Origin of the sequence: Poseidonibacter sp. (assembly GCF_041821165.1) — a bacterium.
In the GTDB taxonomy this organism is placed as follows: Bacteria; Campylobacterota; Campylobacteria; order Campylobacterales; family Arcobacteraceae; genus Poseidonibacter.
Window position 1 is genome coordinate 1 of the sequence record NZ_JBGUES010000033.1, and the last position, 18,223, is coordinate 18,223.

General features: G+C 26.1%; 13 protein-coding genes. 5 read left to right on the forward strand and 8 right to left on the reverse strand.

The annotated features are described in order from the left end of the window. Together ACERKK_RS04490 and ACERKK_RS04495 are read right to left on the reverse strand one after the other, a co-directional pair. Positions 1–832: response regulator (locus ACERKK_RS04490; RefSeq protein ID WP_373771883.1), on the reverse strand; the 832-nt coding region annotated here is incomplete at its 3' end. 99 nt (positions 833–931) lie between these two features. Beyond that, positions 932–1,531: a non-canonical purine NTP pyrophosphatase gene (locus tag ACERKK_RS04495; RefSeq protein WP_373771884.1), complete on the reverse strand. Its 600-nt coding sequence runs from the start codon at positions 1,529–1,531 to the stop codon at positions 932–934. 74 nt (positions 1,532–1,605) lie between these two features. Between ACERKK_RS04495 and ACERKK_RS04500 the strand changes: the two genes are divergently transcribed. The 5 genes from ACERKK_RS04500 (at position 1,606) to ACERKK_RS04520 (ending at position 9,686) form a co-directional block, all read left to right on the forward strand. After that, positions 1,606–2,916: an MFS transporter gene (locus ACERKK_RS04500; protein ID WP_373771885.1), complete on the forward strand. Its 1,311-nt coding sequence runs from the start codon at positions 1,606–1,608 to the stop codon at positions 2,914–2,916. 22 nt (positions 2,917–2,938) lie between these two features. Further along, positions 2,939–3,598: a transglutaminase-like cysteine peptidase gene (locus ACERKK_RS04505; protein WP_373771886.1), complete on the forward strand. Its 660-nt coding sequence runs from the start codon at positions 2,939–2,941 to the stop codon at positions 3,596–3,598. A gap of 45 nt (positions 3,599–3,643) precedes the next feature. Next, positions 3,644–4,285, forward strand: coding sequence for a transglutaminase-like cysteine peptidase (locus ACERKK_RS04510; protein ID WP_373771887.1), 642 nt, complete (start codon positions 3,644–3,646; stop codon positions 4,283–4,285). A gap of 11 nt (positions 4,286–4,296) precedes the next feature. Next, positions 4,297–6,513 (forward strand): EAL domain-containing protein, encoded by a 2,217-nt coding sequence (locus tag ACERKK_RS04515; RefSeq protein WP_373771888.1) that lies wholly within the window; start codon positions 4,297–4,299, stop codon positions 6,511–6,513. Between the two features lie 86 nt (positions 6,514–6,599). After that, positions 6,600–9,686 (forward strand): efflux RND transporter permease subunit, encoded by a 3,087-nt coding sequence (locus tag ACERKK_RS04520; RefSeq protein ID WP_373771889.1) that lies wholly within the window; start codon positions 6,600–6,602, stop codon positions 9,684–9,686. A gap of 15 nt (positions 9,687–9,701) precedes the next feature. Here ACERKK_RS04520 and ACERKK_RS04525 read toward each other — a convergent pair whose 3' ends face one another. The 6 genes from ACERKK_RS04525 to ACERKK_RS04550 form a co-directional block, all read right to left on the reverse strand. Beyond that, complete coding sequence (locus ACERKK_RS04525; protein WP_373771890.1) at positions 9,702–10,463, reverse strand: hypothetical protein; 762 nt, start codon at positions 10,461–10,463, stop codon at positions 9,702–9,704. Between the two features lie 26 nt (positions 10,464–10,489). Further along, positions 10,490–13,129 (reverse strand): valine--tRNA ligase, encoded by a 2,640-nt coding sequence (locus ACERKK_RS04530; RefSeq protein ID WP_373771891.1) that lies wholly within the window; start codon positions 13,127–13,129, stop codon positions 10,490–10,492. A 164-nt stretch (positions 13,130–13,293) separates the two neighbouring features. Then, entirely contained in the window at positions 13,294–15,339 is a 2,046-nt protein-coding gene (locus tag ACERKK_RS04535; RefSeq protein ID WP_373771892.1) for an ATP-dependent helicase, read from the reverse strand. A 263-nt stretch (positions 15,340–15,602) separates the two neighbouring features. Next, positions 15,603–16,160: a sulfite oxidase heme-binding subunit YedZ gene (locus ACERKK_RS04540; RefSeq protein WP_373771893.1), complete on the reverse strand. Its 558-nt coding sequence runs from the start codon at positions 16,158–16,160 to the stop codon at positions 15,603–15,605. Further along, positions 16,160–17,119, reverse strand: coding sequence for a protein-methionine-sulfoxide reductase catalytic subunit MsrP (gene msrP / locus ACERKK_RS04545; protein WP_373771894.1), 960 nt, complete (start codon positions 17,117–17,119; stop codon positions 16,160–16,162). The genes ACERKK_RS04540 and msrP overlap by 1 nt, the downstream gene beginning before the upstream one ends. Before the next feature lie 67 nt (positions 17,120–17,186). Next, a partial coding sequence (locus tag ACERKK_RS04550; RefSeq protein ID WP_373771895.1) for an NnrS family protein occupies positions 17,187–18,223 on the reverse strand: 1,037 nt, incomplete at its 5' end.

Sequence of the window (18,223 nt, forward strand, 5' to 3'; positions counted from 1 at the left end):
CTTCAAGAAGTTTTGTAGAAGATAAAACTTCTTGTTCTTTACGTTTATAATCAATCCATAAATCAACTTTTAATACTATTTCTTCAATAATAAAAGGTTTTTTTATTATATCAATAGCCCCTGCTTTTAATCCATCTGTGATAATTGCAGTATCAACATTTCCAGAAATTATCATAACAGGTATTTTTCTTTTGATTACTATTTCATTTTTATATTTTTGTAAAAAATCAATTCCATTTGAATTCTTTAATTGTACATCTAATAAAATCAAATCAATAGTCATTTTATTAATAATCTCTAATGCAGTACTTGCATCAGCTGCAAGTTCAATATTATAAAATCTATTTTGAAGAATATCTGTTAGTTGTTGTTGAATAACAATAGAGTCATCTACTACTAATATAGTTTTAAATTTATTTTTTTCAAGTTGTTCAATTGTAGTTGTAATTTCATGTATTTTATAAAAGAAGTCTTTATCTTTGACAATAAAATCAATAATGCCTTTTTCATAGGCAATATTTCTTTGTTCTTTATCATTTTCACCAGTTAGAATAAATACTTTTTCTAAGCCATCTTCTATATATGATATAAGTTCATAACCAGAACCATCAGGCAAATTTATATCAAGCATAATATAATGTATTTCAGTACTTGATAAAATTTCCTTTGCTTCTTTTAGACAAAATGTACTAAAACACCTATATCCTAAATCCAAAAAAGTTTCTGTTAAAATTCTATTTACTGATTTTGAATCTTCAATAATCAATATATTATAATCAGAAGGTGCAAAATTAAATTTTGTTAATAAAGTAGAATTTATATTATTTGACATTTCAACTTTTCCTAAATAAGTTATTTTATCATTAAAATATAAATTATAGCAATCAAGTCTTAAATTATCAAGTAAATTGATACTAATTTATTTACTTTTTTATAATATTACTTCTAAAACTTTTTTTGCTAACTTTAATGCCTTTGAACGATGAGAGAACTCTTTTTTAATTTCACTTGACAATTCCCCTAAAGTTTTATCAAATCCATTTGGCATAAATAATGGGTCATATCCAAAACCACCCTCACCTATTTCTTTATTTAAAGCATTTCCATGCATCCATCCATGAACTGTATAAACTTCATTTTGATAAACTATTGCAATACATGCTGTGTAAAAAGCAGGTGTTTTATCTAAGTTTAATTCATTTAATTTTGACATTAGTTTATTATTATTATCTTTATCACTTGCATTCTCTCCTGCATATCTTGCAGAATAAATACCTGGTTCATTATTTAAAATAGGAACAGTAATTCCTGAATCATCTGAAATAACAATAATATCTTTATAATCTTTTTTAATTAATTCATCATAAATAGTCTGTGCTTTTTTAATTGCATTGCCTTTAAAACTATCTTGATCTTCAATAATTTCAAAATCACCTAAGATTTCTTTATAAGCAATTACTTCATCATTTGGCATTAATTTTTCAAATTCTTTTATCTTACCTTTATTTCCAGAGGCTAAAACTATTTTCATTATTTTCCTTTTCAACATCTTATTAACAAAAATGCTATATAATCGCACGTATTATATTATATTTAGGATTATAGATGATTAAATCAATTTTACCTCTTAGCTCAATTATTGCGCTAAGATTTTTAGGTCTATTTTTAGTTTTACCAGTTATTTCAGTATATGCTATAAATTTAGAAGGTGCGACAACTACTCTTGTGGGGATAGTTATAGGTGGTTATGCTTTAACTCAAATGATTTTTCAAGTTCCATTTGGTGTTATGAGTGATAAACTAGGAAGAAAAGGAACAATTATTATGGGTCTTGTGCTTTTTGCATTGGGTTCATTAATTTGTGCATTATCAACTGACATTTATACACTAATGTTAGGAAGATTACTTCAAGGTGCAGGTGCAATTGGTGCAGTTGTAACAGCGATGATTAGTGATTTAGTAAAAGAAGAGCAAAGACCAAAAGCTATGGCTGTAATGGGAATGTCAATTGCAGGTGCATTTGCACTTTCTATGATAGCAGGTCCTACTTTAGGTGCTGCATTTGGTGTTGAATTTTTATTTTATATTACAATGGTATTAGCTTTAGTATCAATTTATGTTTTAGTAAAAAAAGTACCAAATCCTCCACATATTACTCATACATACAATGGAAAAATAAATTTAAAAGAAGTTTTATTTAACTCAAATTCAATAAAAATGAATATTACAAACTTTTTACAAAAAGGTTTAATGACTTTTGCTTTTATGATTATTCCAATGGTTTTAATAAAAAACTTTCAATGGGAAATGTCTGAACTTTGGAAAGTATATCTTCCTGCAATGATATTTGGAGTTTTAGCAATGGGTCCTGCTGCTGTAATTGCTGAGAAAAAAGGAAAATTCAAAGAGATTTTAATAATAGGAATTTTATTTTTTGCAGTTTCATATTTAATTATTGGTATGAGTTCATCTGCTACAGTATTTGCAATTGGTGTAGTTGTATTTTTTATTGGATTTAATATGCATGAACCTATTATGCAATCACTTGCATCTAAATTTGCAAAAGTACATCAAAGAGGTTTAGTTTTAGGTGTATTTAACTCTGCTGGTTATTTAGGTACATTTTTAGGTGGTGTTATTGGTGGAATCTTTTATGAAGATGTTTCATTATCTACTTTAGTTATTGTAATTGCTGTTGTTTGTATTTTATGGGCAATACTTATTGTTACTATGCCAAACCCAGCTAAAAAAAGATTTGCTTATTTATCTTTAGATGAGTATTCATTAGAAAAAAGTGCAAACTTAGAGCATAAAGCAATTGATGAATGGTATATTAATAATACTGAAAATGTTATAGCTATAAAATATGATAATGATATTTTAGATGAAGAAGCAATAAAAAACTTATTAAAATAAATTAAAATATAGGAATAGTTTTTTGAAAAGAAATAAATTATTTATACCTTTTTATCTCTATTTATTATTAAATACTTCTTCTTTTGCAATAAGTGTAAAAAACATTGCAATAGAAGAGGTAAATGATATTCATAAAAAATATGGCTTTAATGCAAAAAAAAGAGTTTTATTATGGGATGAGATGATTGAATCATCAAAAGATAAAGACATTCTTATAAAGTTAAAAAATGTAAATAATTTTTTCAATCAAATTCATTATATAGTTGATTTAGAACATTGGAGAAAAGAAGATTATTCGGCAAGTTTACTAGAGTTTTTAGGTACAGGAGCTGGGGATAGTGAAGATTATGCTATTGCGAAATATATATCATTAGTTAAATTAGGTATTCCAAAGCATAAACTTAAAATAATTTTTGTAAAAGATATAAGTGAAAATCCAAAAGATGATCATGAACATATTTTATTAGCTTACTATCATAATAAAAATTCTAATCCAATTATGCTAGATAGTATTCATAAAGAGTTATCTCTTGCAAAAAAAAGAGATGATATTTATCCAATTTATAAAGACGAATTTACTAATAATTTTTCAAATAAAGCAATATGGAATAAAGAAGTTTTAAAAACAATGAATATGACACAAGCAATAAATAACAATACTACAAATTTATTTATAGAATAGTTTAATCTTTTCTATTATAAAATATATGTAAAAAAAGGAAATTATTTGAAACCTACACTTATTTTTTCTTTTTTTATTATCTTTTTTATTTCAACTTCAAATATCGCAAGTGGTTTATATAATATTTCAAATGAACAAATTTCTGCAATAACTAAAAAATATGGTAAAAGAGCCCAAAATAGAGTATTACTTTGGGATAAAATGATTGAATCTTCAAAAGATAAAAAAATTCTTCAAAAATTAAAAAATGTAAATGAATTTTTTAATAAAATCAGATATTCAACAGATGAAAAACATTGGAGAAAAAAGGATTATTGGGCAACTCCTTTTGAATTTATGGGTACAGGTGCTGGTGATTGTGAAGATTATGCAATTGCAAAATATTTTTCATTAAGAAAATTAGGTGTACCTGACCATAAACTAAGAATTACCTATGTTACCTATCAAAAGAAAAGAACTAAATATGAACAAGCTCATATGGTTTTAACTTATTACCATAAAGTTGGTTCCACTCCAATCGTTTTAGATAATATTGATAAGAAATTACAATTAGCATCAAAAAGAGATGATTTAAAACCCGTTTATAGTTTTAATGCAAATGGTCTATGGCAAGCGAAAAACAAAGGTTCTGTAAAAATTGGAAAAAACAACTTAAAATCTTGGAAAAGTTTAATGAGTAGAATTTAAAAGGAAAAAAAATGTCTTTATCAAAACAGTTATATATTATTATTTCGTTTATATTTTTTATGATTTTTGCTGGTAATTTTATTATTAGTATTAAAAACACAAAACAATATTTAGAAATAGAATCCATAACCAAAGCGCAAGATACAGCAACATCTTTGGGATTGAGTTTAAAATCATTGTTGGTTAATAAAAAAGATCCTGAAATAGAGTCTATTATTAGCGCTATTGCAAATAGAGGATTTTATAAAGAAATTCGATTAGAAGATGCTTACTTTACTATTAGTGAAAATGAACTAATAGATTCATCAAAAGAGTTAGATGATGATATATGGAAAATTTCTAATTTATCTATTAAAGAGAAATATGGAAATATTGAACTTATTGCAAATGATGATGATTTAACACAAGAGTTATTAGCATTAGAAAATAGTGAATTAGTAGATGAAAGTGAACATGAAGTTAAAAATAAACAATATGTTTTAACTACAAGTCCTAAGTATAAAAATGGCGGAGAAATAGTATTTAATTTTATTGCAACAAATAAAGAAGGCATAAAGAAAAATATATCTACAAAACTTATTGTAAATAAAGTTATAACAAAAGTATCAAGAAAAGAAAAATTTGATTATGTTCCTGCATGGTTTATTGATTTAATAAAAATAAATCTTGAAGAAAAACAGAGTGAAATTTCAAATGGTTGGAAAACAACTGCAATTATTTATGTAAGTGCAAATGCAGGTGATGCTTATGCTAGACTTTATGAAGAAGCAAAATCTGCTATTATTTATGCAACAATTGCTTTTATTATTGCTATGATAATTTTATTTATTTTTATTCAATATTTATTAAAACCTTTAAAAATGATTGAAAAACTTGCAGCTAATATTGCACTTGGTAAATTTGATACAATTAAAGAACTTCCTGTAACTACTGAAATTAAAAATGTAGCAATTGCAATGAATGATATGTCTACAAAAATTGAGACAATTATTAATAAACTAAATAATAACCTTGAAAATACAACAAAAAAATTATCACAAGATGAATTAACAGGACTAAGTTTAAAACAAAGTTTTGAAACAGATATGAAAAATATGTTTATTAATAAATCAAGTGGATATATCTTCGTAATTAAAATTTTTGATTTAAGTACTTATGCAAAAAGTCATACAAATAATGAAGTTAATATTTTTATCAAGAAATTTGCAAATATACTAAAATCATGTAAATGCAAAAAAGATTTAAAAACAACTGCTTATAGATTTTTTGGTTCAGAATTTGCATTAATTGGTCATGAATTTACTTATGAAGATGCTGTTTCATTTACAAAAAAATTAAAAAAACATTTTGAAGAGTTATCAATTGAAATTAATAAAAAAGATATTGTCCATATAGGAGCAAGTCCATTTAATCCAATTGGTACAACGCCTCAAATACTTCAAGGTGCAACAGAAGCTTATGCAAAAGCTACATTAATTGGTTCAAATGAAGCATTTATTAGAGATTCAAATGATTTATCAAGAGATATGGAATCTTGGAGAGATTTAATTTTTGATATTATTGATAATTCAAAATTTAATGTTCAGTATATTGGTGATGCAAAACTTCTAAATGAAAATAAAACTTTAGTAATGCAAGAAGCATTTACAAGTGCAAGTGATGATGATGGACTTGATATTCCAATTGGTACATTTGTTTCAATTGCAGAAAAATATGAAAGAGTAATTGACTTTGATAAAAAAGTTATAGAAAAAGTAATAAATCATATTTTACAATATAAAATTACTCATGATATTTCAATTAATTTATCTTTAGAATCAATTAATAATACAAGCTTTATTTCATGGCTTGAAAAAGAGATTATTAAACATAGAACAATTGCATCACAACTAGTATTTTCAATTACAGCTTATGCAGTTGCAAAAGATGTTGATAAATTTAAATTCTTTGCAGATGAAGTACATAAATGTGGAGCTAAAGTTATTATTAAAAGATTTGAAAGTAAATTTATTCCATTAAATAATATCAAAGATTTAAATTTAGATTATATTAGATTAGCAAGAGATTATACTCAAAATATTTCTAATGACAATTCAAAACAAAGTTTTGTAGAAGCAATTGCTGAACTTTCTACACTTTTAAATATCAAAGTATTTGCAGAAAATGTAAAAGAAGATACAGATTTAGAAGTAATTACTGACTTTAACTTATATGCAGCAAGTAGATAAACTCTACTTGCACAAAACACTTCTAAATCATTAATACGCTATTAATAATTATGTATTATAATTTCTGCTTTAAATAAAGGAAATAAATGTTCGATAAAGTATTGAAATTTTTTGTTGAAAATTCAAGAGTTAACTATACACTATTTGTATTAGTATTTGCTATTGGAATTTGGTCTTATAATAAAACAGCTAAAGAGATTTTTCCAAGTTTTGAACTTGATATGATTTCAATAAAAGGCTCTTATGCAGGAGCTTCTGTTGATATTCTAGATAAAATGGCTGTAACTGAAATTGAAGATAATGTTAAAAACATTGATAGTGTTGATATTATGACAACAGTTATATCTCCTGGTCGTTTTTCTATTGTTTTAGAGCTAAAAAAAGGCAAAGATAAATATAACGAAGCTAATAAAATAAAAGATGCTATTACACTTATAAAGTCAAATCTTCCATCTGATATGAATGAACCAAGTGTTAATGTTCTAGAGCGAAAACGTTCTGTTGTAGATATTTCACTAACTTCAAATAAATATACAACTGATGAATTAAAACCATTAGCAGAAACTTTAAAAAGTAAAATTTTAGGTGTTGAAGGTGTTAATGATATTACTATTTATGGTGATTCAGATAGATATTTTGAAGTATTACTTGATGATAAAAAAATAGAAGCATTTAATCTAAATAAAAATGAAATATTTAATGCAATTTCAACTTTATCATATATTTTTCCTATTGGTAAAATAGAAGACCCTAAAAAACACTATTATATCTCTACTTTTAATGGTGCTAAAAATGCAAAAGATTTTGCAAATACTCTTCTTAAAATTGGTAATAAAAATCTATATATAAGAGATATAGCAACTATTTCAAAAAAGTATGAAGACTCCTCAACTTTGTACTCTTTTAATGGTAAAAATGCACTATCTTTAGCAGTTGAACAAAACGATACAGCAAATGCTATCCAAATAGTACAAGATATTAGAAAACTTCTTCCTCTTTTAGAAAAACAAAATCCTGATATAAATATATCAGTTGCTGATGATAATAGTGAAAGAATTCAAGATAGATTAAATATTGTAGTTTCTAATATATCTTTAGGAATTATACTTATTACTATTTTAGTAATGATTTTAATTAATTTTAGAATGTCTGCAATTATTGCTATTGGTATTCCAACGTCATTTGTTATTGCTGCTATTTATATGTATCTAAGTGGTTATACAATAAATATGATATCTCTTGTTGGGGTACTTATTGCAATTGGTATTGTTGTTGATGATGCAATTGTTGTTAGTGAAAATATTCAACAACATATAGAAGAAGGATACCCTCCAAAAGAAGCTGCGATAATGGGTGCAAGAGAAATGGTAAAACCTGTAACTGTTGCATCTATTACAACACTATTTTCATTTTTACCTATTTTAATGATTAGTGGAACTATGGGTGAAGTTATGAAACTTATTCCTATTGCTTTAAGTGCATTAGTTGTAGCTTCACTTATTGAATCATTTATATTCTTACCAATTCATGCGGCACATATGCTTAAAAGTGGAGCAAAAGTTACATCATGGGAAAAAGCAAATAAAGTTTACAATAAGATTATTCACTTTTTTATGAATTGGAAAAAAACATTTTTAATAATATTTATTGTAATGGTTCCTGTTTTAACAGTTATGCAAATAAAGAACTCAAAATTTCAACTATTTCCTAAATTTGATGCAACGGATATAAAAATTTCTCTAAAAGCAAATGAAAATACAACACTTGAAGATTCATTTAAAATTGTACAAGAAATAGAACAAGAGTTTATGAAAGAACAAGATAAGTTTTTTATTAGAAGTATTGATTCTGTTGCTGGATTTAGAAGAGATGTAGGTGGAAACTCTGAAAACTTTCCTTATGTTATGTATATGACAATAGAACTTCAAAAACTAAAACCAACAAGTTTTTTAGATAAGTATATAACTCCAAATCTTAGTTTTTATTATGATGAAGAAGGTCGAACTAGAACTGAAAAATCAAGACAAATTGCAAAAAGACTTAAAACTTTTATTGAAAATAAAAACTTTGTTAAAAAATACAATTTAGAAGAAATGTCTGTTTTAGAGAAAAAAGTAGGTCCTGTAAAAGCTGATGTAAAAATAGGTCTTATTTCTCATGATAATCAAAAAATCATAAAAGCAATAGAGAGTTTACATAAAGAGATTGAATCAATTGAAGGAATTAAATCTGTATCTAATTCACTAAAATTTGGAATTGATGAAATTAAAATTAAAATAAATCCTTATGGAGAACAATTAGGAATAACAGAGTCATTTATTGGAACATACCTATCAAATCTTTATTTATTAAAGAAAAAGGCTGTATCTTTTGATGATAAAGAGATGTTAGATATCAAAATACAATCACAAAATAAAGATGATTATCATAGTTTTAAAAATACTCAAATCCCTTTAAATGATGGAACATTTGTAGCACTAGAGCAAATAGTTGAACTTAATACAATTAGAGCTTTTGAGCAAGTTATTAAAGACCAAGGTGAAAAGAATTTCTATATCTTTGCAAATGTTGACCCTGATATTATAACTTCAACAGAAGTAGTAGAAAAAATACAACCAAGCTTAGATAAATTAAAAGAAGATGGTATTAGACTAATTTTTAAAGGTGAAGCTGAGAAAAAGAAAAATCTAAAAAATGATATGCTTTTAGCAACTGCTTTAGCACTAGTTTTAATTATGCTTGCAATGCTTTATTTATTTAATTCATTTAGAGAAACATTTATTGTTATGAGTATTATTCCTTTCTCAATTCTAGGCGTTTTAATAGGTCATAAGGTAATGGGATTAAATCTATCTATGCCTTCAATGATTGGAGCTTTAGGACTTGCAGGAGTTGTTATAAATGATGGAATTATTATGATGACCTATTTAAAGAAAGCAAAAACTTTAGATGAGATATTTCAAAGAGCAACAAAAAGATTTAGACCTATTATTATTACAACTGTAACTACAATAATTGGAATGACATCACTTATCTTTTTCCCAACAGGTCAAGCTGTAATTTTTCAACCAATTGCTATTGCACTTGGATTTGGTCTTGCATGGGGAACAATACTTAATCTTATTTATTTACCAGTTCTTTATACAATCTCACATAAACTTAGAAAAAAGTAAGACTTTTGTCTTACTTTAAAGTACAAATATAAAACTTTTAAGAGCTGAAATACTTAACTCATAAGGCTCTACATTTATCTCTTTTAAAGATGCTTCTACATTTGCAAGCATTAAAGTTATTAGAACTTCAAAAGAAAAATTTGAGTGTGAAAAAACAGTTTCTTCATTGTTTTTAATATATTTTAACTCTTTTATTATATTTAAATCACTAATATCTTTTTTCATTAATTCTAACTGCCAATTATTTTGCCATGTTACAAATAGATAGTTATCATTATTATCTGTTGCAGTTCTTATTTTCCATCTAATAACTTGTAAATACTTATAAAGTGTTAGCATATCCAAACTATTGTACTGCATTGCTGTAAATTTATGATTTTCATTTAATAAGTATGCTTTATAAATTAGTTTGTACAAACCTATAATTAATAAATCATTTCTATTACGCACCTCTTCTTTTGAAAAAGCATGTAAAAAATATTCTTGATAAGTATGTAGTTTTTTATTATCTTGAATTAGATTTATATAGTCTTGATTTGTTTTAATTTGATTATAAATATCACTTCTAATGTTTTTATTATAAGCACTTGGATTTCGTAAATCTAGTTTTTTCTTATAATCTATTAGATATTTTAATACTTGATTTTTAGAGTTAGTTAATTTTATTGCTGAGTTTGTTTGAGCTATACTTCGGACGTTGTCTTGAGTAAAAGAACAGCCTTGAAAAAGAAAAATAAAACTAATAAGTAAAACAAGTTTATAAAATTTTATCTTCATTTTCAAGCCTTTTTAATTAAAAGCTATTAAGAAATAGCCTTTAATTCATTTTCAATTTTTTCTAATTTATTTTTTGCATCTTCTAATGCTTTTTTATTTTCTGCAACTACAGATTCAGGTGCATTTGCTACAAATCTTTCATTTGATAACATTCCATTTAGTTTATCAAATTCTTTTTGTGTTTTCTCTTTTTGTTTAGTTAATTTATCAATAATTGGACTCATATCAATCTCAGAAGTTGGAAGATACACTTCTAAATTGTCAGATACATCTGTAATTGAGTTTTCAACTTTTGCATCTACAAACTCAATATTTTCAACTTTTGCAAGTTTTTCAATAAATGGTTTTGCAACATCTTTATCAATAGAAACATCTAATTTAATATATGCTTTTGCAATTTTAGAATTACCCATATCTATAACAACTTTTGCACGTCTAAGAGCTGTAATTGCTTCTTCGATAATAGCAAACATTGATTCTACTTCTTCATTTTTAGCAATATTTTTAGGGAAGTTACAAACCATTAGAGAATCAGCACCCTCTTCTAGTGAAGTTCCTGATAAATTATGATATAAGAAATCAGAAATAAATGGCATAAATGGTGAAACCATTTTTAATGTTTCTTTGAAAATTGCACCTAATTCAACAATAGACTCTTTTGAAGCTTTTGAGTACTCAATACCCCAATCACAGAATTCAGTCCATACAAATTTATATAAAATTGATGCAGATTCATTGAATTTAAAACTTTCAAGAGATTCTCTTACATCTTCAACTGCATGAGATAATCTTGATTGCATATAAAGACCTAGTGGTGTTTTAATCTCAATATCATTTAAATCAGGGAAAGTATCAACATTCATTGTTAAGAAATTAGACGCATTATATAACTTATTTGTAAAGTTTCTAAATTGCTCTAAGTTTTTAGCACCAAGTTTAATATCTCTACCTTGAACAGCTAAATATGCCAGTGTAAATCTAATAATATCAGCAGAATGCTCTTCAACCATATCAAGTGGGTCGATTACATTTCCTTTTGATTTAGACATTTTTGCACCTGTTTCATCTCTAACTAATGCGTGCATATAAATATCTTTAAATGGTAGTTCACCTTGGAAGTGATCACCCATCATCATCATTCTAGCAACCCAGAAGAACATAATATCAAAACCAGTAATTAAAAGTGAATTTGGATAGAAGTTTTTCATATCTTCTACTTCATTATATAAATCTTCTAATTTACCGTTATTCCCCCAACCTAATGGTGACATTGCCCATAAAGCAGATGAGAACCAAGTATCTAAAACATCTGGGTCTTGAGTATAATGTTTTTCTCCACATTTTGGACATTTTTCTGGAGTATCATTTTTGTCAGCCCATTGATGATTACATGAGTTACAAGTAAATACAGGAATTCTATGTCCCCACCAAAGTTGTCTTGAAATACACCAAGGTCTTAACTCATCCATCCATGCTGTATATGAGTTAATCCAGTGTTGTGGGTGGAAGTTATTATGTGCTTTTGTTTTATCAATTGAAGATTTTGCAATTTTCTCAGATAAGAACCATTGTTGAGAAATAAATGGCTCAACAATATTTTTACATCTATAACAATGCCCTACTTGATGAACATGTTCTTCAATTTTTACAATATATCCTGCATTTTCTAAAGCTTTTACAATAATAGGTCTAGCTTCAAGTCTTTCAAGTCCAGCAAACTCTCCACAGTAATCGTTTAAAATACCTTTTTCATCAAATACTTTAATAAATTCTAAATCGTGTCTTTTCCCTACTTCGTAGTCATTTTGGTCATGTGCAGGAGTTACTTTAACCACACCTGTTCCAAATTCCATATCAACATGAGAATCAGTAATAACTTTGATTTTTCTATCAGTTAAAGGTAATAATACTTCTTTTCCTACAATATCAGTGTATCTAGAATCATCAGGATGAACCATAATAGCAGTATCACCAAAGTATGTTTCAGGTCTTGTAGTTGCAACTTCAAGTTCTCCTGAACCATCTGCAAATTTGTAAATCATAGTATAAAACTTACCATTTACTTCTTCATGCTCAACTTCTATATCTGATAATGCACCATCATGTGTACACCAGTTTACCATATAGTTATTTTGTGAAATATGACCATCATTGTATAAAGATACAAAAGCTTCTTTTACAGCTTCTTTTAAACCTTCATCCATTGTAAATCTCTCACGTTTCCATGCAGGAGTAACTCCTAGTTTTCTCATTTGATGAACAATATTTCCACCACTTGTTTCTTTTTGTAACCAAGCTCGCTCTAAAAACTTCTCACGTCCAAGTTCTTCTTTTGTAGTACCTTCTGCTAATAATTGTTTTTCAACTACATTTTGAGTTGCAATTCCAGCATGGTCTGTTCCTGGTTGCCATAAAGTTTTAAAGCCATCCATTCTTTTGTATCTAGTGATAATATCTTGTAATGTAAAAGTAAGTGCATGACCAATATGTAAGCTTCCCGTTACATTTGGTGGTGGCATCATAATTGAGAAAGTTTTTTGTTTTCCACTTTCATCTAGTTCTTGAATTGATTTATTTCCTTCAATTTCAAAATAACCTCTATCTTCCCAGATTTTGTAATAGTTATCTTCTACTTTTGATGGTTCGTATTTTTCTTTTTCGCTCATTAAAAATTCCTAATTATTGGTTAGATTTTATGTGTAATATATGCGCGATTATAGCTAAGAGTGTCTAAAAAAAAAGAATTTGAGTATTTTAGAGGAGTTTTATTTATCAGATTTTTTATAATAAGTTTTAATAGTTAAGCATAGAGCTTAACTATTTAAGATTTTCACCCTTCTTTCTCATCTTTTACCATTCCAGCTTCTTTTAAAAATGGACTTGCGATAAATGATAATTTTTTGATTTTATCCGATTTGGCATATGATAAATAAAGTATATCTTTTGCTCTTGTTACTGCTACATAAAAAAGACGTCTTTCTTCTTCTAAACTACCGCCTTTACTCATAAGTTTTCTATTTGGAAATCTTCCGTCCATTAAATCAATTACATAAACTTCTTTAAACTCCAAACCTTTACTTGCATGAACAGAAAGTAAGTTTACTCCATCACCCTCACTCATTTCAGAACCACCTAAAATCATTGAGTTAATAAACTTTGTAAGTTCTTGGAAGTTTCTTGATAAGTTTTTTAGAATCATTACTTTTCTATTAATTTTTGCTAATGATTTTGTTTTTTGTGTTGGATGAATTGTTCCATCTTTTTGTGTTGCTCTTTTTGTTGATAAAAAATCTTTTAATTTCGAATACATCATCGATGATGAAATACTTGTTACTAAGCTTTCTGGAACTTTTATTCTTCTTAAATGTTTCATTAATAAATAAAAGTCATAAATATATTTACCACCATCAACACCTAGTTTTGGATGTTTTAAAATTGGATTTGATAAATAAGCTTCTTCAAAACCACAATCTTTAAACTTAGATACAGAACCTAATTCTAAAAAATCATCAAAAAGTCCAAGCTGTCTATTTTTTACTTTTCCTGTATCATAAGGATTTTTAATATCTGGATTTGGATGAAATAATCCTTGCATTAAATCGCCATTACCTAGTTTTATTAAAGCATCAAAGATATCTTTTGCAATCGCTTTTCCAATACCTTTACCATGCTCTAATACATGAATAAATGCCATCATATCATTATGTGAAACTTGCATAACTAAAATATCTAAGATAAATTTTACTTCAACAGAATCAAAAAAAGACATACTTCCTTTTCTTTTTGCAGGAATATCAAACTCTCTAAGATTTGCTTCTATTCCATCAGCACTTGAATTGTTTCTAAAAATAATAGCTATTTCATTATGTTCGGTACTACTTTTTGCTATTAGTTCTGAAATATGTTGATATTGTGAAAATGATTCATTAAAAGCTAAAAGCCTTGGTTTAATTGTTTCATCAGTTCTTACAACTTCTAAGTTCTTTGCATAAATTCTTTCATTATGTTCAATAACTTTTGTTGCTAAATCTAAAATTGGTTTTGTTGAACGATAATTTTTTCTAAGAGTAAAAACCGTTGCATTTGGATATCTTGTTGAAAATGTAGAAATAATCCCAATATCAGAACCATTAAAAGCATAAATACTTTGGTCATAATCCCCAACACAAAATAAAGATTGAGGTTTAAAGGCATCTAATAATCTTCCTTGTAAAGGATTTGTATCTTGATATTCATCTACAAGTAACTCTTTAAAATTAAAATCATGCTCTTTTAAAGTATCAAGCATAATAGTTAGTAAATCATCAAAATTTGCATAACCATATTTAATTTTTAATTTATTAAATTCATCAACTACATCTTCATAAATTAATGTATATACTTCATGTGCTTCATTTTTGTCTTTTATCCAAGTTGCAAAATCTTCACCTGTATTTGAGTTTAAATATAAAGAGTATAAATCATATAAATAGCCACCATCATAAGGGTTTGCATCTTCTGCTCTATCATAAAAAACTCTTTTTTCATAAATAGATTTAAACAAAGTTTTTAATTCACTTGGTTGTTTTAGAGTAATATTTATATTTAGTTGTTTTAATAATTTATAAGAAACAGAATGAAAAGTACCTGCCATTATTTGTTTAGCAATTGTTTTACCAAAAAATTTAGCAACTCTTGCAACCATTTCTGCTGCTGCTTTATTTGTAAAAGAAAGAAGTAGTATCTCTTCTGGTTTTACACCACTATTAATAAGGTTTGCGATTCTTCCTACGATTGTAGAAGTTTTACCTGTTCCTGCACTTGCTATGATTAAATTATAGCCCTTTGGACAAGTAGCTGCGCTTAGTTGTTCTTCATTTAGATTAGATAAAGGCATTAGTTAGTTATTGTATTTTCATATAGTTTTGTCATTTCGCAATAGTAGCATAAAAACTATAAAAAGGCATAAAAAAAGGGCACCGATTTCTCGATGCCCTTTAACACAAGGAAACATAAAAAATTATTATTTAAGAAGTTCAATCTTAAAAAATCTTTATAAATAAGTCGCTGCGTCAACCTATCTATGAATAAATTATAACAGTAGTGAATTAACTAAAACCTAATAGATGATTAATAGATAGTTAACCTGTCACTATTAAACTACTTTTGTGAGTGTTTTTTTACAATTTGTTGGATTAATTTACAATAAGCAATACCCAAAATAGCAAGTATATATCCAAACTGTAAAATTGAAATTGATTTTTGTGCCATTACCCAATGAATTGTAATTAAAATCAATGCAAGATAAACTGATTTATGATATTTATTATATTTTCTAAATAGTTTTTTTGTTGATGTTATACTCATAAATACTAAAATAAAAAAAGCAATCATTCCTAAATAAATAAATGGTTTATCAATTGTTTCTTCAACAATAAATAAAAAATCAAGTTCTGCATCAAATACAACAAAATTTAGTAAATGTAATAAGGCATAAAAGAAACCAAATAGACCTATTAATCTTCTATATTTAATTAGATTTATTTTATCTTTAATCAAAGAAATACAAATGGAAAAAAATATAATCACAGTTGCACTTGCTCCTGTGATTACATAAATATACTTAATAGGATCAGTTATATCTTCTAATACAAAAACTTTAAAAGCTAAAAATAGTAAAGGAAGCAATAAAATTAAGGATATTGATAATCTTTTCATTAGATATACTTTCTTAAATCCATTCCATTATATAAATGCCCTACTTCTTTTTCATATCCATTAAACATAAGAGTTCTTTGTTTTAAAAATTTTCCTAAAACTCTTTCTCTTTTTTGAGACCATCTTGGATGATCAACATTTGGATTTACATTTGCATAAAAACCATACTCTCTACTATTTGATTTTTGCCAAGTATTTAAAGGCTCTTCTTCATGAAATGATATTTTTGATATTGATTTAATAGATTTAAAACCATATTTCCAAGGTACAACTAATCTTAAAGGCGCACCATTTTGCTTAGGTAAAATTGAACCATAAAGTCCAACTGCTAAAAATGATAGATCATTCATTGCTTCATCCATTCGTAAACCTTCTACATACGGATAATCAACAGCTCCAAATACACCTCTTCTTTGGTCAGGAAACATATCATCATCATATTTTGTTTCAAATCTTATATATTTAGCTTTTGATAATGGTTTAGCCAATTTTATTAAATCTGCAACAGTAAAACCATTCCATGGTACAACCATTGACCACCCTTCTACACATCTAAATCTATAAATTCTTTCTTCAAGTGTAAATTTTTTTATTAAATCATTAACATCAATTGTAAATGGTTTTTCAACTAAACCACTTATTTCAACTTCCCAATTATTTGTATCTAAAGTATGAGCTAAATCTTTAACTCCACCTTTTGAAGTTGTAAATTCATAAAAATTATTATATGTTGTTATTTGTTCATAAGTATTTAAGTCAAGATTATTTATATTTTTATCTTTTAAATATTTTAAATTTGGTACAGGAATATTATCTTTTGCTAAAGCTTCTATTAATGCACCTGATGTTACTAATGCAGCAGCACCTAGTTTTAGGAAAGTTCTTCTACTATTAAATAATGCTTCAGGTGTTACTTCATTTTCTGATATATTCCAAGATGGTTTTTTAATTATATTCATACATATCCTTTTATTTTTATGTAGTAATTTTATTACTTTAATGTAAAGGATATGTTTAGTAAATAATTTATTTACCTTTTAAAAGTATAGTTAAATATTTTATTGACCAAATAATTAAACCACAAATTAATAGTAAAGCAGAAAGATTTAAAAAGAAAATATAATCTAAATTTGTGTTAATTGAAAATGATGCAAACAGTCTTAAAAATGCAACAACTTGAACCAAAATAAATATCACAATTGCAAAAAAACTAGCATGAGGTGTACTTCCTGAATGTCCTAAAATAACTCTTGTTCCAAAACCAATTAAAACAGTTAAAAAATAGCCTAAAGCTAAAGAGTGAATAACTGCTTTTTCAAAAATAAAACTAAAGTTTAGAAGATAAAAAACTGATTCTAAAATTGAAATTAAGAATGCAAAAGGAATCCAATATAAACCAAGATATAAAACCCACATAATAGCAGGAACTTTAAATAGTGGTAGTTTCCATTTTATTAATTCTCTTACAAAAATTATAAATAAAGGAACATCTGATAATAGATTTAAACTAGCATTTTGAAAACTTAATAATATTACTTTTAAAGCTAATAATGAAAATACAATAAGAACAAGATTTTTACTTTTATTTACTATATAGGTAAAAACTTTTGCTTTTGTAAAAAAAGGAATCATTCTTTGAGATATAGTAAAAATAATTCCAAATAAAAATAGATAAAATCCTGCATTTATTGAGATTCTTGCTAAATCATGTGAATAATTAAAATCAAAATTTGAAATAATAAATAAAGCATGAGAAATAAGCCCTGAAAAAAATGAAATCAAAACCCATTTTGTATCATCTTTATTAGCTACAATACTTTTTTTATGAATAGAATAAAGTAGTTTAAAACTTAAAATTTGAGCAATAAACATTAAAACTTGAAATATAATTGTTACTTGTGAATAAAAAATTAGTGATAGAAATATTCCTAAAGAACTAAATAAATATAAATGAAATAGTTGCATATAGTCATGTACTTTTATTTCAGCTTGAGATAAAAATTTTGGGAAAACAACAAATAAAAAGCCTAAGAAAAATTGAATAAAGATAACAAAAATCATAG

Coding starts and splice junctions, on each gene's coding strand:
- ACERKK_RS04525 (WP_373771890.1), bottom strand. CDS start 10,463: ATGAAGATAAAATTTTATAAACTTGTTTTACTTATTAGTTTTATTTTT.
- ACERKK_RS04540 (WP_373771893.1), bottom strand. CDS start 16,160: ATGAAAAGATTATCAATATCCTTAATTTTATTGCTTCCTTTACTATTT.
- ACERKK_RS04520 (WP_373771889.1), top strand. CDS start 6,600: ATGTTCGATAAAGTATTGAAATTTTTTGTTGAAAATTCAAGAGTTAAC.
- msrP (WP_373771894.1), bottom strand. CDS start 17,119: ATGAATATAATTAAAAAACCATCTTGGAATATATCAGAAAATGAAGTA.
- ACERKK_RS04535 (WP_373771892.1), bottom strand. CDS start 15,339: ATGCCTTTATCTAATCTAAATGAAGAACAACTAAGCGCAGCTACTTGT.
- ACERKK_RS04530 (WP_373771891.1), bottom strand. CDS start 13,129: ATGAGCGAAAAAGAAAAATACGAACCATCAAAAGTAGAAGATAACTAT.
- ACERKK_RS04495 (WP_373771884.1), bottom strand. CDS start 1,531: ATGAAAATAGTTTTAGCCTCTGGAAATAAAGGTAAGATAAAAGAATTT.
- ACERKK_RS04515 (WP_373771888.1), top strand. CDS start 4,297: ATGTCTTTATCAAAACAGTTATATATTATTATTTCGTTTATATTTTTT.
- ACERKK_RS04500 (WP_373771885.1), top strand. CDS start 1,606: ATGATTAAATCAATTTTACCTCTTAGCTCAATTATTGCGCTAAGATTT.